We start from the raw sequence: 15,509 nt of genomic DNA, 5'->3' as shown, positions 1-15,509 counted from the left end.
TTGTGCATTTCTCTTTAACGGCCGCTGCACCGCCGACTTGAACCGTAAAGGCCCGCGATCTTTTGACCAGCCCTCTTCTTGAAGCCGTAGCGCTCTCCTGTGAACGCGACCTGCGCCTGCTGTTCGAGCACCTCGAACTGCGGCTGGCGGGCGGCGACATGGTGCAGGTCAGCGGCCCCAACGGCAGCGGCAAGACCAGTTTGCTGCGCCTGTTGGCCGGGCTGATGCAGCCGACGGCAGGCGAAGTTCGGCTCAATGGCAAGCCCCTCCACGAACAACGTACCGAACTTGCGCGCAACTTGATCTGGATCGGCCACGCCGCCGGCATCAAGGACGTGCTCACCGCTGAAGAAAACCTCAGCTGGCTCAGCGCCCTGCATCATCCGGCTTCCCGCGATGCCATCTGGCAGGCCCTGGCCGCTGTCGGCCTCAAGGGTTTTGAAGACGTTTCCTGCCACACCTTGTCCGCCGGCCAGCAGCGCCGCGTGGCCCTGGCACGTCTGTATCTGCCGGGCCCGCCGTTGTGGATTCTCGACGAACCGTTCACCGCCCTCGACAAACAAGGTGTGGCTCAGTTGGAAGAACACCTGGCCCAACATTGCGAGCGGGGCGGTCTGGTCGTTCTCACGACCCACCACACGTTGACGCGTATGCCCGCCGGCTATCGTGATCTTGACCTGGGGCGGTGGTCGGCATGAGTGTATTCGCCCTGTTAGTCGCTCGTGAAGCGCGCTTGCTCTGCCGTCGCCCGGCTGAACTGGCCAACCCGCTGGTGTTCTTCGCGATTGTCATCGCGCTGTTCCCGTTGGCGGTCGGCCCCGAGACTAAACTGTTGCAAACCTTGTCCCCAGGACTGGTGTGGGTGGCTGCGCTTTTATCGGTCCTGCTCTCGCTGGACGGGCTGTTTCGCAGTGATTTTGAAGACGGTTCCCTGGAACAGTGGGTCCTTTCGTCGCACCCTCTGCCACTTCTGGTACTGGCCAAGGTACTGGCACACTGGGCTTTTTCCGGCTTGGCGCTAGTCTTGCTCTCGCCGCTGCTGGCGATGATGCTGGGCTTGCCCGTCGAATGCCTGCCGGTGTTGCTCCTGTCCTTGTTGCTCGGTACGCCGGTGCTCAGCCTGTTGGGGGCGGTGGGCGCAGCGTTGACCGTGGGCTTGAAGCGGGGTGGCCTGTTACTGGCCCTGTTGATTCTGCCTCTGTATATCCCGGTGTTGATCCTGGGCAGCGGTGCTTTGCAGGCCGCGCTCATGGGCATGCCGGCGACCGGTTACCTCTTGTGGCTTGGTAGCCTGACCGCCCTGGCGGTAACCCTGACACCCTTTGCTATAGCGGCCGGCCTGAAGATCAGCGTCGGCGAATAATGAGGTCTGGTTAAGCGTTGTCTTAACCAGTAAAGACCCTAAGCTTTTCGCAACGACGAAAAGCTACCGTGATGGAAACAGCAATGAACTGGACCTGGTTTCACAAGCTCGGCTCGCCCAAATGGTTCTATGGCATCAGCGGCAAGCTGCTGCCGTGGTTGAGCGTCGCCGCCGTGTTGCTGATTGGCATCGGCCTGGTCTGGGGCCTGGCCTTCGCGCCGCCGGATTACCAGCAAGGCAACAGCTTTCGCATCATCTATATCCACGTTCCCGCCGCGATGCTGGCCCAGTCCTGCTACGTGATGCTGGCGGTGTGCGGCATCGTCGGCCTGGTGTGGAAGATGAAGCTCGCGGACGTGGCCCTGCAATGCGCCGCGCCCATCGGTGCGTGGATGACCGCCGTGGCGCTGGTCACCGGTGCGATCTGGGGCAAACCCACCTGGGGCTCGTGGTGGGTGTGGGATGCACGACTAACGTCCATGTTGATCCTGCTGTTCCTGTACTTCGGTCTGATTGCCCTGGGCAACGCGATCAGCAATCGTGACAGCGCGGCCAAGGCTTGCGCGGTGCTGGCGATTGTCGGCGTGATCAACATCCCGATCATCAAATACTCGGTGGAGTGGTGGAATACCCTGCACCAGGGCGCCACCTTCACCCTCACCGAAAAACCGGCGATGCCGGTAGAGATGTGGGCGCCGCTGCTATTGATGGTGCTGGGGTTCTACTGCTTCTTCGGCGCCGTGCTGCTGATGCGCATGCGCCTCGAGGTGCTCAAGCGTGAAGCCCGCGCCAGCTGGGTCAAGGCCGAAGTGCAAAACAGCCTGGGAGCGCGCGCATGAGTTTTGCTTCTTTCAGCGAGTTTCTCGCCATGGGCCATCACGGCCTCTATGTCTGGACGGCCTATGGCATCTGCCTGGCGGTGCTGGCCCTCAATGTCGCCGCGCCGATCCTGGCCCGCAAGCGTTACCTGCAACAAGAGGCGCGTCGTCTGCGCCGGGAGACCGATAAGTGAATCCGCTGCGTAGAAAGCGTCTGTTGATCATCCTTGCCATCCTGGCCGGCGTTGGCATTGCCGTGGCCCTGGCCTTGAGTGCCCTGCAGCAGAACATCAACCTGTTCTACACCCCGACCCAGATCGCCAATGGCGAAGCCCCTGTCGATACACGGATTCGCGCCGGCGGCATGGTGGAGCAAGGCTCGCTGAAGCGTTCCGGTGATTCCCTCGACGTGACCTTCGTTGTCACCGACTTCAACAAAGCCGTGACCATCACCTATCGCGGCATCCTCCCGGACTTGTTCCGCGAAGGCCAAGGTATCGTCGCCCTGGGCAAGCTCAACGCCGACGGCGTGGTGGTGGCCGATGAAGTGCTGGCCAAGCACGATGAGAAATACATGCCGCCGGAAGTCACCAAGGCCCTGAAAGACAGCGGCCAATCCGCGCCAATGCCTGCCAAGGAGGGCTAAGCCATGACGTCCGCACTGTTTATTCCGGAGCTGGGCCAGTTGGCGATGATCCTCGCCCTGTGCTTTGCCGTCGTCCAGGCCGTGGTGCCGCTGCTCGGCGCCTGGCGCGGCGACCGCCTGTGGATGAGCCTGGCGCAACCGGCGGCCTGGGGCCAGTTTGCGTTTCTGCTGTTCGCCTTTGGCTGCCTGACCTACGCCTTCATGACTGACGATTTTTCCGTCGCCTACGTCGCCAATAACTCCAATACCGCTTTGCCCTGGTACTACAAATTCAGCGCCGTGTGGGGCGCCCACGAAGGTTCGCTGCTGCTGTGGGCGCTGATTCTCGGCGGCTGGACCTTTGCCGTGTCGGTGTTCTCGCGCCAACTGCCGCAAGTCATGCTGGCGCGGGTGCTGGCGGTGATGGGCATGATCAGCATCGGCTTCCTGCTGTTCCTGATCATGACGTCCAACCCGTTCAGCCGCATCCTGCCGCAGATTCCTACGGACGGGCATGACCTCAACCCGCTGCTGCAAGACATCGGCCTGATCGTGCACCCGCCGATGCTCTACATGGGTTACGTCGGTTTCTCGGTGGCCTTCGCCTTCGCCATCGCCGCCCTGCTCGGCGGGCGTCTCGATGCGGCCTGGGCGCGCTGGTCGCGGCCGTGGACCATCGTCGCCTGGGCGTTCCTCGGGATTGGTATCACGCTTGGCTCCTGGTGGGCTTATTACGAACTCGGCTGGGGCGGCTGGTGGTTTTGGGACCCGGTGGAAAACGCCTCCTTTATGCCATGGCTGGTGGGCACGGCGCTGATTCACTCGCTGGCCGTCACCGAAAAACGCGGCGTGTTCAAAAGCTGGACCGTGTTGCTGGCCATCGCGGCATTTTCCCTCAGCCTGCTTGGCACTTTCCTGGTGCGTTCGGGCGTGCTGACCTCCGTGCATGCGTTCGCCTCCGACCCGGAACGTGGTGTGTTCATCCTGATCTTCCTGCTGTTTGTGGTCGGTGGCTCCCTGACGCTGTTCGCCCTGCGCGCGCCAGTGGTCAAGAGCCAGGTCGGTTTCAACCTGTGGTCGCGGGAAACCCTGTTGCTGGGCAATAACCTGGTGCTGGTGGTGGCCGCGTCGATGATCCTGCTCGGCACGCTGTACCCGTTGGTACTGGATGCCCTGAGCGGCGCCAAACTGTCTGTCGGCCCGCCGTACTTCAACGCGTTGTTCATTCCATTGATGGGCTTGTTGATGGTGGTGATGGCCGTCGGCGTGCTGGTGCGCTGGAAAGACACCCCGGTGAAATGGCTGGCGGGCATGCTGATGCCGGTGCTGCTGGGCAGCGTGGCTTTGGCGGTGTTCGCCGGGTTTGCCTACGGCGACTTCAACTGGGCCGTACTCGCCACCTTCCTGCTCGCCGCCTGGGTATTGCTGGCCGGCGTGCGCGACCTCTTCGACAAGACCCGCCACAAAGGCCTGATCAAAGGCCTGCCAACCCTGACCCGCAGCTACTGGGGCATGCAGATAGCCCATATCGGCATCGCCGTGTGTGCCCTAGGCGTGGTGCTCTCCAGCCAGAACAGCGCCGAGCGCGACCTGCGCCTGGCGCCGGGTGAGTCCATGGACCTGGCCGGTTACCACTTCATATTCGAGGGTGCCAAGCACTTCGAAGGGCCGAATTTCACGTCGGACAAAGGCACGGTGCGCGTCGTCCGTAACGGTAAGGAAATCGCTGTGCTGCACCCGGAAAAACGCCTGTACACCGTGCAGAGTTCGATGATGACCGAAGCCGGCATCGACGCCGGTTTCACCCGCGACCTGTATGTGGCGTTGGGCGAACCCTTGGGCGACGGCGCCTGGGCCGTGCGCGTGCACGTCAAACCGTTCGTTCGTTGGATCTGGTTCGGCGGCCTGCTCACCGGTTTCGGTGGTTTGCTGGCCGCGCTGGACCGGCGTTATCGGGTCAAGGTCAAGAGCCGGGTGCGTGAAGCGCTGGGCCTGCAAGGAGCGGCGGTATGAAGCGTTGGTTGATGGTTGTGCCGCTGGCGATGTTTCTGCTGGTGGCCGTGTTCCTTTACCGCGGTCTGTACCTGGACCCGGCCGAGCTGCCTTCGGCGATGATCGGCAAACCGTTCCCAGCGTTTTCGTTGCCGGCCGTGCAGGGCGATAAAACCCTTACCCAGGCCGACCTGCTGGGCAAACCGGCACTGGTCAACGTGTGGGGCACCTGGTGCATCTCCTGCCGCGTCGAACACCCGGTGCTGAATAAGCTCGCTGAGAAGGGCGTAGTGATCTACGGCATCAACTACAAGGACGACAATGCGGCGGCCTTGAAGTGGCTGGCCGAGTTCCACAACCCGTACCAGCTGGATATCCGTGATGAAGACGGCAACCTCGGCCTGAACCTCGGCGTCTATGGCGCCCCGGAAACCTTCTTCATCGATGCCAAAGGCGTGATCCGCGACAAGTACGTCGGCGTGATCGACGAGGTGGTGTGGCGCGAGCAACTGGCCGCCAAGTACCAGGCGCTAGTCGATGAGGCCAAGCCATGAAGCGTCTGTTAGCCGCTGCGGTGCTGGCGCTTGGACTGGTCGGCGTCGCCCACGCCGCCATCGACACCTACGAATTCGCCAAGGACGGTGACCGCGAGCGCTTTCGCGAATTGACCAAGGAACTGCGCTGCCCCAAGTGCCAGAACCAGGACATCGCCGACTCCAACGCACCCATCGCCGCCGACCTGCGCAAAGAGATTTTCCGCATGCTGGGGGAGGGCAAGGACAACCAGCAGATCATCGACTTCATGGTCGACCGCTACGGTGATTTCGTGCGCTACAAGCCGGCCCTCACCGGCAAGACCGCGCTGCTGTGGTTCGGCCCTGCCGGACTATTGTTGGCTGGCGTCGTCGTCATGGCCGTGATCGTGCGCCGCCGCCGCGCCGCGCCGACTGACGGTTCCGACGCGCTGTCCTTAGATGAGCGTAAACGCCTCGACCAATTGCTGGACACCAAGACTGATGATTGATTTCTGGCTCGCAGCCGGTTTGCTGCTTCTGATTGCCCTGAGTTTCCTGCTGATCCCTGTACTGCGCGGCCGTCGTGCCCAGCGTGAAGAGGATCGCACCGCGCTGAACGTTGCGCTCTACCAAGAACGAGTGGCCGAGTTGCAAGTGCAGCAGGACGAAGGCGTGCTCAACGCCGCTCAACTCGACACGGGCCGCGCCGAAGCCGCCCGCGAATTGCTGGCCGATACCGAAGGCGTGGAAAAACCCCGCGAATCGCGCCTGGGCAAGCCATTGCCATTTTTGGCGGCGTTTTTGGTGCCTGTCCTGGGCGTTGCGCTGTACCTGCATTACGGCGCCAGCGACAAGGTTGAACTGACCCGCGAATTCTCCCAGCCGCCAGTGTCTATGGAAGACATGACCCAGCGCCTGGAACGCGCCGCCGCCGCCCAGCCGGACTCGGCGGAAGGCCTGTACTTCCTCGGTCGCGCCTACATGGCCCAGGACCGTTCCGCCGATGCGGCCAAAGTCTTCGAACGCACCGTAGCGCTGGCCGGACGCCAGCCGGAACTGCTCGGCCAGTGGGCCCAGGCGCAATACTTTGCCGACAATAAACAGTGGTCGCCCAAGGTTCAGGCGCTGACCGATGAAGCGTTGAAGCTGGATCCGAAGGAAGTCACCAGCCTTGGTCTGCTCGGTATTGCGGCGTTTGAAGGCCAGCGTTATCAGGAAGCGATCGACTACTGGAACCGGCTGTTGGCGCAACTGCCACCGGAAGACAATTCCCGTGCAGCCCTGCAAGGTGGCATTGATCGCGCAGCTGAGAAGCTGAAAGAAAACGGCGGCACCGTCGCCCCTCAAAAAGCCGCGATGAAAGTTCGGGTGGATCTGAGCGCCGACGTGAAGGCCAAAGCCCTGCCCACTGACAGCGTATTCATCTTCGCCCGCGCGGTCTCCGGCCCACCGGCGCCATTGGCGGCCAAGCGCGTCACCGTCGCCGAGCTGCCGATCACCGTCGAACTCGGCGATGCCGACGCGATGATGCCGCAATTGAAACTGTCCAACTTCCCCGAAGTCCAACTGGTTGCGCGCATATCCCGGGCTGGTGTTCCGACCGCTGGCGAATGGATCGGCCGCAGCCAACCCTTGGCCAGCAGCACCACTGCCGTGCAGCAGCTGACCATCGACAGTCCGGACAAGTAATCGAGGAAACGCCTATGACCGCATTTGCACGCATCACCTTGCTCAGCCTGGTACTCGGCCTGAGCGCTTGTGCGGTCCACCGCCCACCTCCCGCGCCCACCGGCCCGACCATTCCTCCGTCAGGCCCGTCGACCCAGCCGAGCACCAAGCCCTCGGGCCCGGTGACTCCAGCACCGAAACCCGTGCCGACCAAATCGCCGACCTTCGCCCCACCACCGGGCGCTGCCAGCCACTGGGACGGCAAGATGCAGGTGTATGTGCTGGAAGAACAGCCCGACACCTTTTACCGCCAGCGCACGTATTACCGCTGGAGCAACGGCTGGAGCCGCTCGATCAGCCCGAACGGGCCGTGGGAAGAGACCGACGTGCAAGGCGTGCCGCCGGGACTGAGCAAGCAATACGCACAATGACAAAAGGCGACCTTAGGGTCGCCTTTTTCATGCCTGTGAAACACGTTCTCCAATCCAATGAAGATCACCTGTGGGAGCCGGGCTTGCCCGCGATGGCGGCGTGTCAGGAACCGAATCTGCGCGACGGCAAGATCGTCGACCTCGCCGAAGGCCGTAGCCAGTTGCCCCAGGCCCAAGACCTGGGCGGCGATTTCCTCTTGCCTGGCCTGGTGGAGTTGCACACCGACAACCTGGAAAAACACATGACCCCGCGCCCCGGCGTGGACTGGCCGTCGACCTCGGCCGTGCTCAGCCACGATGCGCAGATCATCGCAGCGGGCATCACCACGGTGCTCGATGCCAACTCCCTGGCGTACAGCGACCGTTATCGCGCCGCCATCGTCGAGCATTGCCTGGCGCGCGGCCTGTCCGTCGCCAGCCACGACGATGCGACATTGGCCCATGTGCAAGAGTCGGCGCGCTACGGCATGACCATCGCCGAATTCCCCACTACCCTGGAAGCGGCGAAGGGCTGCCAGGCGCTGGACATGAAAGTGTTGATGGGCGCGCCGAACGTGGTGCGCGGCGGGTCGCACTCAGGTAATGTGGCCGCCGCCGGCCTGGCGGCCGAGGGATTGCTGGATATACTTTCCAGCGACTATTACCCGGCCAGCCTGTTGCAGGCAGCCTTCGTGCTGGCGGACCAGCAGGACGACGGCGACCTGTCGCGAGCGGTCAAGATGATCAGCCTGGCGCCGGCAAAAGCTGCCGGCCTGGGCGATCGCGGCGAAATCGCCATCGGCCTGCGTGCCGACCTGGTCCAGGCCCGCAGCCGCGAAGGGCTGCCTGTGGTGCAACAAGTATGGCGACAAGCGAAGAGGGTGTTTTGATGGCAGGCAGGTTGATCTATCTCATCGGGCCCTCCGGCTCGGGCAAGGACAGCCTGCTGGATGCTGCACGCCCACGCCTGGCCGAGCGCGGTTGCCGCGTCGTGCGCCGCGTTATCACCCGCTCGGCGGAAGCGGTGGGCGAGGCGGCGCAAGGGGTCAGCCCGGAGCAGTTCGCCGCGCTGCAGGCCGAGGGTGCATTTGCCCTCAGCTGGCAGGCGAATGGCTTGTCGTATGGCATTCCCAAGGAGATCGACGAGTGGCTGGCGGCGGGGGACGACGTGCTGGTCAACGGTTCGCGCGCGCACCTGGCACAGACGCGCGCGCGTTATCCGACGTCGCTGGTGTTGCTGTTGACGGTAGATCAGGCGGTGTTGCGCCAGCGTTTGATCGCACGCGGGCGTGAGGCCCTGGCGGATATCGAGGCGCGTCTGGCACGCAATACGCGGTTCACCGCTGAGTTGATCGCGGGGCATGGGGCGGGGTTGTTCATACTGGACAACTCCGGGCCGCTGGAACAGACGGTCGAACGCCTGCTGTGCTGCCTCGACCACGGGCACTCGGCATGCGCCTGACGCTGCTCGGCACCGGTGACGCGCGGCAAGTCCCGGTGTACGGCTGCGAATGCCCCTCGTGCGGTCTGGCGCACAGCGACGAAAGCCTGCGCCGCCGCCCGTGCAGTGCACTGATCGAATGCGGCGACCAGCGCTGGCTGATCGACAGCGGTTTGCCCGACCTCACCGAACGCTTCCCGCCGCGCAGCTTCAACGGGATTTTCCAGACCCACTACCACGCCGATCATGCCCAGGGTTTGCTGCACCTGCGCTGGGGGCACGGGTGGGTGATTCCGGTGCACGGCCCAGCGGATCCGGAGGGGTTGTCGGACTTGTACAAGCATCCGGGCATCCTGGATTTCAGCCAGCCCTTTGCCGAGTTTGAAACACGCCAATTTGGCGAGTTGAGCGTCACAGCGTTGCCGTTGCAGCATTCTAAGCTAACCCTGGGCTACCTGCTGGAAGGCGAGGGGCGACGCATCGCCTACCTCACCGACACCGTCGGCCTGCCACCGAAGACCCTGGCCTGGTTGCAACGCGAACCGCTGGACGTGCTGGTGCTGGATTGCTCCATGCCGCCGCAGCCGCAAGCGCCGCGAAATCACAATGACCTGACGCTGGCGTTGCAGAGCATTGAGGAAACCGGTGCGCAATTGGGGGTGCTGACCCATGTGGGGCATACGTTGGATGCGTGGTTGCTGGAGCATCGCCACGCGTTGCCACGGCATGTCACGGTCGGCTGGGATGACCGGATCATCTGAACACCCTCCAACCCCGCAGGAGCCGGCTTGCCGGCGCTACACCATTAAACCTTCAACGTATTCGATAAACGCCTTGGCCTTGGCACTCGGCATTCGACCCGTCGGTAATACCGCCCAGAGATCCTTCGGCGGGAGTTCCCAGTCGGTCAACACGGCCTTCACCTCACCCCTGGCCAATTCCGGGCCGAACATCCATTCGGACGTCATCGCCAGGCCGTGGTGGGCGAGCACGCCAGCGCGCAAGCCTTCGGAAGAAGTGACGCGCAAGCGCCCGTGAGCAGCTATGGCCTGCTCGTGAGGGCCTTGTTTGAAGGGCCAGAGCGGGCTCTCCCCGAGGCTGTAGATAACGGCCTGGTGGTTGAGGATATCCGCCGGGCTTTGTGGCTCGCCGAAACGTTCGAAGTAGGCTGGTGTGCCGAACACCCGGCTTGGGCTTTGGCCAAGCCGGCGAGCAGTAAGACCGGAGTCACTCAGGTTGCCGATACGCAGGGCGACGTCGATGCCGTCTTCAACCAGGTTGAGGATGCGGTCGTCGAGCAACACGTCGATGTTCAGGCCAGGGTGCTGGTCAAGGAAGGGGCCCAGGTTGGGAATGATCCGCATACGGGAGAATGTCACGCCGGCGCTGACCCGCAGGTTGCCCGTTAATCCTGCACCCGCGCCCCGGGCGGCCTCGTCAGCTTCGTCGGCTTCGAAAATCGCGCTCTTGGCTTTTTCGAAAAACGCCAGGCCTGCCTCGGTGGGCGTCAGACCCCTGGTCGAACGCAGCACCAACCGCACGGCCAGGCGTGCTTCCAATTGCGCGATGCTTTTGGACACGGCGGGTTGGCCGATGCCCAGGCGCTTGGCAGCGGCCGAGAAGGAGCCGGTCTCCACGACGTGAACGAAGGTTTCCATGGCAGTGAGACGGTCCATCGGGTGTTCCTGTTGGCTGGGCGGCGCTCAAGCCTAAGGCGATGGGCTGCCGGTGTCATGCGTTTCCCGTGTTGTACTTTCAATATTCAGTAAAACAGCCGTCAGTCAGGGGTGTGAATTTTGTGCTTGAGTAAAGATAACTCTAGGGTTACTTTTATTCAGGCCAAGCCAAGGAGGCTCGGGTGCAAAGCAGGTTATTGATCAAGGAACTGCAAGAGGCAGGTTGGGTGCTGGATCGGGTCACGGGAAGTCATCATATTTTTACTCATCGCTATAGCCCTTACACCCTTCCAGTGCCCCATCCAAAGAAGGACTTGCCGCTGGGCACCGTCAGAAGCATCAGGAAACGCGCCGGCTTGTTTCAGTTTTAAGGAGAACATTCATGCAATACCCAATCTGTATCGAATGGGGCGATGACTTCACCGCCACCGGTATCCAGATCCCCGATATCCCAGGCGCAGTCACCGCCGGGGACAGTTTTGAAGAGGCCTACAACGCCGCAGTCGAAGTCGCGCACATCATGCTTCAAGAGATTGCCGCAGAAGTCGGGACGATTCCGATGCCGACGTCGGTGGCCAACCATCACGCGCACGAGGACTACGCTGGCATGGGCTGGGGGATGTTGGAGCTGGACATCTCGCCCTACCTGGGCAAGACCGAGAAGGTCAATGTGACCTTGCCCGGTTACGTCATCCAGCGCATCGACCGGTATGTGCGTGAGCACAAGGTCAAGAGCCGCTCCTCCTTCCTGGCGGATGCCGCGCTGGAGAAGCTGGTGCGGTCCTGAGGGAGCGTTAAGGGATATGTCCTGACCGTTGGGAAAATCGCGTAGTTGAGCGAGAGGTGCTGTTTTAGATTTTGTTTTTCTCTCGTCAAAACAACGCGATGCCGCCCGGGCCTTTGTGTTGTCGAGTGTTTCAATTACAAAGGAATTCCGGTCCCTCAAGCAGTGGCAACCGTGGCCTGACGTGAAGCACTCACGAACCGCAGCAGCGCGATCAAGGGGAACGCGCTGCCCACCAGCATCACGCCCAGCCAGCCGCCGTGTTCATACACGCTGCTGGCAATCGCGGAGCCGAAGGCGCCGCCAATGAAGATGCTGGTCATGTACAGCGCGTTCAGGCGGCTGCGGCTGTTGGCGTCGAGCGCGTAGATGGCGCGTTGGCCCAGCACCATATTCATCTGCACGCAGAAGTCCAGGACCACTCCGGTCACGGCCAGGCCAATCACGCTGTACAACGGGTGCACGAAGGCCGGCAGAAAACTCAGCGCCGCAAACAGCATGGCCAGCAACGACGCGCGGTGGGTATGGCCGGCATCGGCCAGGCGGCCGGCGATGGGCGCGGCAATGGCGCCCAGCGCGCCGACCAAAGCAAACAGCGCGATCTCGCTTTGGCTCAATCCGTGGTTGCGCGCCAGCTCCAGTGGGGCAGCGGTCCAGAACAGGCTGAAGGTGGCGAACATGCAACCCTGATAAAACGCCCGTTGGCGCAATACCGGTTGCTCACGCAACAAGGTGCCGAGGGAGCGCAGCAACTGGCCATAGGTGGCACTGTGGTCGGGCTGGCGCTTGGGGATGGTGATCAGCAACACCACACTGATAAACGCCATCAACGCCGCCGCCGCCATGAACATCGCGCGCCAGCCGAAGTGGTCCGCCACCACGCTGGACACCGGCCGAGCCAACAGGATGCCGAGTAACAGGCCACCCATAATGCTGCCGACCACGCGGCCACGGGATTCGGCGGGCGCCAGGTGCGCAGCCAGCGGGATCAGGATCTGCACCGACACCGAACTGAAGCCGATCAGCAGCGATACCAACAGGAACAGATTCGGCTGCTCGGTAAACGCCGCACCCAGCAGACTGGCGATGGCCAGTACGGTGGTGGCGATCATCAGCTTGCGGTTTTCCAACAGGTCACCCAGTGGCACCAGGAAAAACAGGCCCAGGGCGTAACCGATCTGCGTCAAGGAGACGATCAGGCTGGCCATCGCAGGCGTAAGGCCGATGTCCGGCGCGATCAGCTCGATGATCGGTTGGGCATAGTAGATATTGGCAACGATGGCGCCGCAGCAAAACGCAAACAGCATCACCATGCTCCGGGTCATGGTGGTTGTAGCGTGGGAGGTAGCGTTCATGGTGTTCTCATAAATGCGAAGGAAAGTGGGGCGAGCCTAAAGACAACACCGTAGCCCGGGTAGGCCGCTGGCAGTGATAACACTCATGCCCGGTAATGATGAGTGAATCGTTAACTTTCTGCGCGAAGGGTAATGATACATTCAGAAACAACTGCCGAAACAGGAAATCCCATGAAGATCACGTTGAACAAGATGCTCCTGGCTTCCACCCTGGCCGCTGCGATGGCCGTAGGCCTGGCCCAGGCTGCCGAGGCTCCCCGCGTGGGCGTACGCGGGGCCATTACCGCGATGGAAGGCGACGCGATGCACGTCAAGGTCAACAGCGGCGAAGACGTCATCGTGCACCTGACCCCAGGCACTCAGGTGCGCGCGGTTACCCTGGCCAAGATCGATGAGATCAAGCCGGGCAGCTATATTGGCTCCGCCGCCATGCCCAACGCCGATGGCACTCTGACCGCGCTGGAAGTGCACGTCTTCCCACCGGCCATGGCCGGCACGGGCGACGGGCATCGCGCGTTCGACCTCAAAGAAGGCAGCAGCATGACCAACGGCACCGTCGGCGACCTGGTTGTGAGCAACGGGCGCACCTTGACCGTGAAGTACAAAGGCGGCGAACAGAAGATCGTGGTGCCGGAGGATGTGCCGATCGTCAACCTGGAGCCGGGGGATCGCAGTTTGCTCAAGGCGGGGGTAAAGGTGGTGTTGTTTGCGGCGCAGGGGGCGGATGGGACCATTACCGCGCAGGCCATCTCAGCCGGTAAAGATGGTGTGACACCGCCAATGTAAAGTCTGGCGCAGAACCAAATGTGGGAGCGGGCTTGCTCGCGAATGCGGTGGATCAGCCAATGAATCTGTTGACTGACACACCGCATTCGCGACCAAGCCCGCTCCCACTGTTTTACTGCGTTTATTCAGTTATTGACCGGAGTAGATCTGGTCAAACACCCCACCATCATTGAAGTGGGTCTTCTGCACCGTGCGCCAGTCACCAAAGGTCTTCTCTACCGACAGGAAGTCGACTTTCGGGAAGCGGTCGGTGTACTTGGCCAGCACCTTGGGATCACGTGGACGCAGGTAGTTGTTGGCCGCTATTTCCTGGCCTTCCGCCGACCACAGGTACTTCAGGTAGTCTTCAGCCGCCACGCGGGTGCCTTTCTTCTCGACCACTTTGTCGACCACCGATACCGGTGGCTCGGCTTCGGCGGAGACGCTTGGGTAGATCACTTCGAACTGATCGCGGCCGAATTCACGGGCGATCATTTCCGCTTCGTTTTCAAAGGTCACCAGCACGTCGCCGATCTGGTTGGTCATGAAGGTCGTGGTAGCGGCACGGCCGCCGGTGTCCAGCACCGGTGCTTGTTTGAACAGCTTGCCGACAAAGGCCTTGGCCTTGTTTTCGTCGCCGCCGTTCTTCAGCACATAGCCCCAGGCCGACAGGTAGGTGTAGCGGCCATTACCCGAGGTTTTCGGGTTGGGCACGATCACCTGCACGCCGTCTTTCAACAGATCCGGCCAGTCTTTCAGAGCTTTCGGGTTGCCTTTGCGCACGATGAATACGGTGGCGGAGGTGAACGGTGCGCTGTTGTTCGGCAGGCGGGTGACCCAGTTGTCCGGCACCAGTTTGCCGTTGTCGACCAACGCGTTGATGTCGGTGGCCATGTTCATGGTGATCACGTCAGCCGGCAGACCGTCGATCACCGAGCGCGCTTGTTTGCTGGAGCCGCCGAAGGACATCTGCAGGGTCAGTTTGTCGTTCGGGTGCTCGGCTTCCCAGTGCTTCTGGAACGCAGCGTTGTAGTCCTTGTAGAAATCGCGCATCACGTCGTAGGAGACGTTGAGCAGTGTGACGGGGGCGGCCTGGACGGCGCCCGCCAGGGCAAGGCCGGCGGCCAGGAGGGAGGCGCTAACGAGTTTTTTCACTGCTCATTCCTTGTTGTTCGAGAAGGTGGTCGATTGAGTAGGGGCAATTTGCCAGCGACTATAGCGGGCGCCGCATAGACGTTTAAAGATTAAAACGTACTTTGCTTATTCCACTTTACGGAAAAGGTTACTCCCGCAGCGCGAGCAGAAGGCGGCATTCGGCTCATGGCTGTTCTTCTTGCACACTGGGCAGTCGGTTTGCAGCTGTTCGCCGCGCATGGCACTCGCCAGTTCAGCGGTGAAAATCCCGGTGGGCACGGCAATGATCGAATAACCGGTGATCATCACCAGCGACGAGATCACCTGGCCCAGCGGCGTCTTTGGCACGATGTCGCCAAAGCCAACGGTGGTCAGGGTCACGATGGCCCAGTAGATGCCCTTGGGAATGCTGGTAAAGCCATGCTCCGGGCCTTCGATCACGTACATCAAGGTGCCGAACACGGTCACCAGGGTGCACACGCTGACCAGGAACACCACGATCTTCTGCTTGCTGCCGCGCAGCGCCGCCATCAGGTAGTTGGCCTGCTTGAGGTACGGGCTGAGCTTGAGCACGCGGAAGATCCGCAACATCCGGATGATGCGGATGATCAGCAGGTACTGCGCGTCGCTGTAATACAGCGCGAGGATGCCGGGGACGATGGCAAGCAAATCCACCAGCCCATAAAAGCTGAAGGCATAGCGTAACGGCTTCGGCGAGCAATACAGGCGCAACCCGTATTCGATCAGGAAGATCAGCGTGAAGCCCCATTCGATATAGGCCAGCACATCGGCGTAGTTCTGGTGTATCTGGTCGATGCTGTCGAGCATCACGATCACCAGGCTGGCGAGGATGATCAGCAGCAAGATGCCGTCAAAGCGCCGCCCGGCGACCGTGTCACTTTGAAAAACCATGACGTAGAGCCGCTGGCGCCAGTCGTTGTTGCTGTCCATAAATCCCGCCTG

General features: G+C 61.9%; 20 protein-coding genes. 16 read left to right on the top strand and 4 right to left on the bottom strand.

Annotation, left to right across the window (positions count from 1 at the left end; translation table 11 throughout):
* The first annotated feature begins 62 nt into the window (after positions 1 to 62).
* The 13 genes from ccmA to phnP all read left to right on the top strand — a co-directional run bounded on the left by ccmA (position 63) and on the right by phnP (position 9,593).
* On the top strand, positions 63 to 698 hold the full coding sequence (gene ccmA / locus ACP7C6_RS12950; protein WP_426108832.1) for a cytochrome c biogenesis heme-transporting ATPase CcmA: 636 nt from the start codon (positions 63 to 65) through the stop codon (positions 696 to 698).
* Positions 695 to 1,363, top strand: a complete 669-nt coding sequence (gene ccmB, locus ACP7C6_RS12945) for a heme exporter protein CcmB (protein ID WP_003189951.1) — start codon at positions 695 to 697, stop codon at positions 1,361 to 1,363. The genes ccmA and ccmB overlap by 4 nt, the downstream gene beginning before the upstream one ends.
* A gap of 83 nt (positions 1,364 to 1,446) precedes the next feature.
* A complete protein-coding gene (locus tag ACP7C6_RS12940) occupies positions 1,447 to 2,202 on the top strand; it encodes a heme ABC transporter permease (RefSeq protein WP_028615683.1) in 756 nt (251 codons plus the stop codon).
* Entirely contained in the window at positions 2,199 to 2,375 is a 177-nt protein-coding gene (gene ccmD / locus ACP7C6_RS12935) for a heme exporter protein CcmD (RefSeq protein ID WP_010211791.1), read from the top strand. Before ACP7C6_RS12940 ends, ccmD begins: the two co-directional genes overlap by 4 nt.
* Positions 2,372 to 2,827, top strand: a complete 456-nt coding sequence (ccmE, locus tag ACP7C6_RS12930; protein ID WP_426108831.1) for a cytochrome c maturation protein CcmE — start codon at positions 2,372 to 2,374, stop codon at positions 2,825 to 2,827. Before ccmD ends, ccmE begins: the two co-directional genes overlap by 4 nt.
* A 3-nt stretch (positions 2,828 to 2,830) precedes the next feature.
* Positions 2,831 to 4,819, top strand: coding sequence for a heme lyase CcmF/NrfE family subunit (locus ACP7C6_RS12925; protein ID WP_236318031.1), 1,989 nt, complete (start codon positions 2,831 to 2,833; stop codon positions 4,817 to 4,819).
* Complete coding sequence (locus ACP7C6_RS12920; RefSeq protein ID WP_068935731.1) at positions 4,816 to 5,352, top strand: DsbE family thiol:disulfide interchange protein; 537 nt, start codon at positions 4,816 to 4,818, stop codon at positions 5,350 to 5,352. The genes ACP7C6_RS12925 and ACP7C6_RS12920 overlap by 4 nt, the downstream gene beginning before the upstream one ends.
* A complete protein-coding gene (locus tag ACP7C6_RS12915) occupies positions 5,349 to 5,822 on the top strand; it encodes a cytochrome c-type biogenesis protein (RefSeq protein ID WP_028615687.1) in 474 nt (157 codons plus the stop codon). The genes ACP7C6_RS12920 and ACP7C6_RS12915 overlap by 4 nt, the downstream gene beginning before the upstream one ends.
* Entirely contained in the window at positions 5,815 to 7,002 is a 1,188-nt protein-coding gene (gene ccmI, locus ACP7C6_RS12910) for a c-type cytochrome biogenesis protein CcmI (protein ID WP_122686725.1), read from the top strand. Before ACP7C6_RS12915 ends, ccmI begins: the two co-directional genes overlap by 8 nt.
* A gap of 14 nt (positions 7,003 to 7,016) precedes the next feature.
* Positions 7,017 to 7,412 carry a hypothetical protein gene (locus ACP7C6_RS12905; protein ID WP_028615689.1) on the top strand — a complete coding sequence of 132 codons (396 nt, stop codon included), beginning with the start codon at positions 7,017 to 7,019 and terminating at the stop codon, positions 7,410 to 7,412.
* 92 nt (positions 7,413 to 7,504) lie between these two features.
* On the top strand, positions 7,505 to 8,281 hold the full coding sequence (locus ACP7C6_RS12900) for an alpha-D-ribose 1-methylphosphonate 5-triphosphate diphosphatase (RefSeq protein ID WP_410525306.1): 777 nt from the start codon (positions 7,505 to 7,507) through the stop codon (positions 8,279 to 8,281).
* Positions 8,281 to 8,853: a phosphonate metabolism protein/1,5-bisphosphokinase (PRPP-forming) PhnN gene (gene phnN / locus ACP7C6_RS12895; RefSeq protein ID WP_068935727.1), complete on the top strand. Its 573-nt coding sequence runs from the start codon at positions 8,281 to 8,283 to the stop codon at positions 8,851 to 8,853. The genes ACP7C6_RS12900 and phnN overlap by 1 nt, the downstream gene beginning before the upstream one ends.
* Positions 8,844 to 9,593, top strand: a complete 750-nt coding sequence (gene phnP / locus ACP7C6_RS12890; RefSeq protein WP_426108830.1) for a phosphonate metabolism protein PhnP — start codon at positions 8,844 to 8,846, stop codon at positions 9,591 to 9,593. The genes phnN and phnP overlap by 10 nt, the downstream gene beginning before the upstream one ends.
* A gap of 36 nt (positions 9,594 to 9,629) precedes the next feature.
* Here the strand turns inward: phnP and ACP7C6_RS12885 are convergent, their stop codons facing one another.
* The gene (locus ACP7C6_RS12885; protein ID WP_426108829.1) at positions 9,630 to 10,508 is read right to left on the bottom strand and encodes a LysR family transcriptional regulator; all 879 of its coding nucleotides are present in this window, start codon (positions 10,506 to 10,508) and stop codon (positions 9,630 to 9,632) included.
* A 182-nt stretch (positions 10,509 to 10,690) separates the two neighbouring features.
* Between ACP7C6_RS12885 and ACP7C6_RS12880 the strand changes: the two genes are divergently transcribed.
* Positions 10,691 to 10,879, top strand: a complete 189-nt coding sequence (locus ACP7C6_RS12880; RefSeq protein WP_073859991.1) for a type II toxin-antitoxin system HicA family toxin — start codon at positions 10,691 to 10,693, stop codon at positions 10,877 to 10,879.
* Positions 10,880 to 10,890: 11 nt separating this feature from the next.
* Positions 10,891 to 11,295: a type II toxin-antitoxin system HicB family antitoxin gene (locus ACP7C6_RS12875; protein WP_426108828.1), complete on the top strand. Its 405-nt coding sequence runs from the start codon at positions 10,891 to 10,893 to the stop codon at positions 11,293 to 11,295.
* A 155-nt stretch (positions 11,296 to 11,450) separates the two neighbouring features.
* On the opposite strand, the gene ACP7C6_RS12870 is transcribed toward ACP7C6_RS12875, so the two are convergent.
* Positions 11,451 to 12,647 (bottom strand): MFS transporter, encoded by a 1,197-nt coding sequence (locus tag ACP7C6_RS12870; protein WP_073859992.1) that lies wholly within the window; start codon positions 12,645 to 12,647, stop codon positions 11,451 to 11,453.
* Between the two features lie 171 nt (positions 12,648 to 12,818).
* Here ACP7C6_RS12870 and ACP7C6_RS12865 point away from each other — a divergent pair, with 171 nt between their 5' ends.
* Positions 12,819 to 13,433: a DUF5666 domain-containing protein gene (locus tag ACP7C6_RS12865; RefSeq protein ID WP_323989805.1), complete on the top strand. Its 615-nt coding sequence runs from the start codon at positions 12,819 to 12,821 to the stop codon at positions 13,431 to 13,433.
* 129 nt (positions 13,434 to 13,562) lie between these two features.
* Here ACP7C6_RS12865 and ACP7C6_RS12860 read toward each other — a convergent pair whose 3' ends face one another.
* Together ACP7C6_RS12860 and ACP7C6_RS12855 are read right to left on the bottom strand one after the other, a co-directional pair.
* Positions 13,563 to 14,567, bottom strand: a complete 1,005-nt coding sequence (locus ACP7C6_RS12860; protein ID WP_016979582.1) for a sulfate ABC transporter substrate-binding protein — start codon at positions 14,565 to 14,567, stop codon at positions 13,563 to 13,565.
* 105 nt (positions 14,568 to 14,672) lie between these two features.
* The gene (locus ACP7C6_RS12855) at positions 14,673 to 15,497 is read right to left on the bottom strand and encodes an ion transporter (RefSeq protein ID WP_028615697.1); all 825 of its coding nucleotides are present in this window, start codon (positions 15,495 to 15,497) and stop codon (positions 14,673 to 14,675) included.
* Positions 15,498 to 15,509: the final 12 nt, after the last annotated feature.

It is taken from the genome of Pseudomonas sp. TWR1-1-4, assembly GCF_049897165.1.
Lineage (GTDB): Bacteria > Pseudomonadota > Gammaproteobacteria > Pseudomonadales > Pseudomonadaceae > Aquipseudomonas > Aquipseudomonas canadensis.
The sequence above is the reverse complement of the archived record's forward strand: the minus strand, read 5'-3'. Positions and strand labels throughout refer to the sequence as shown.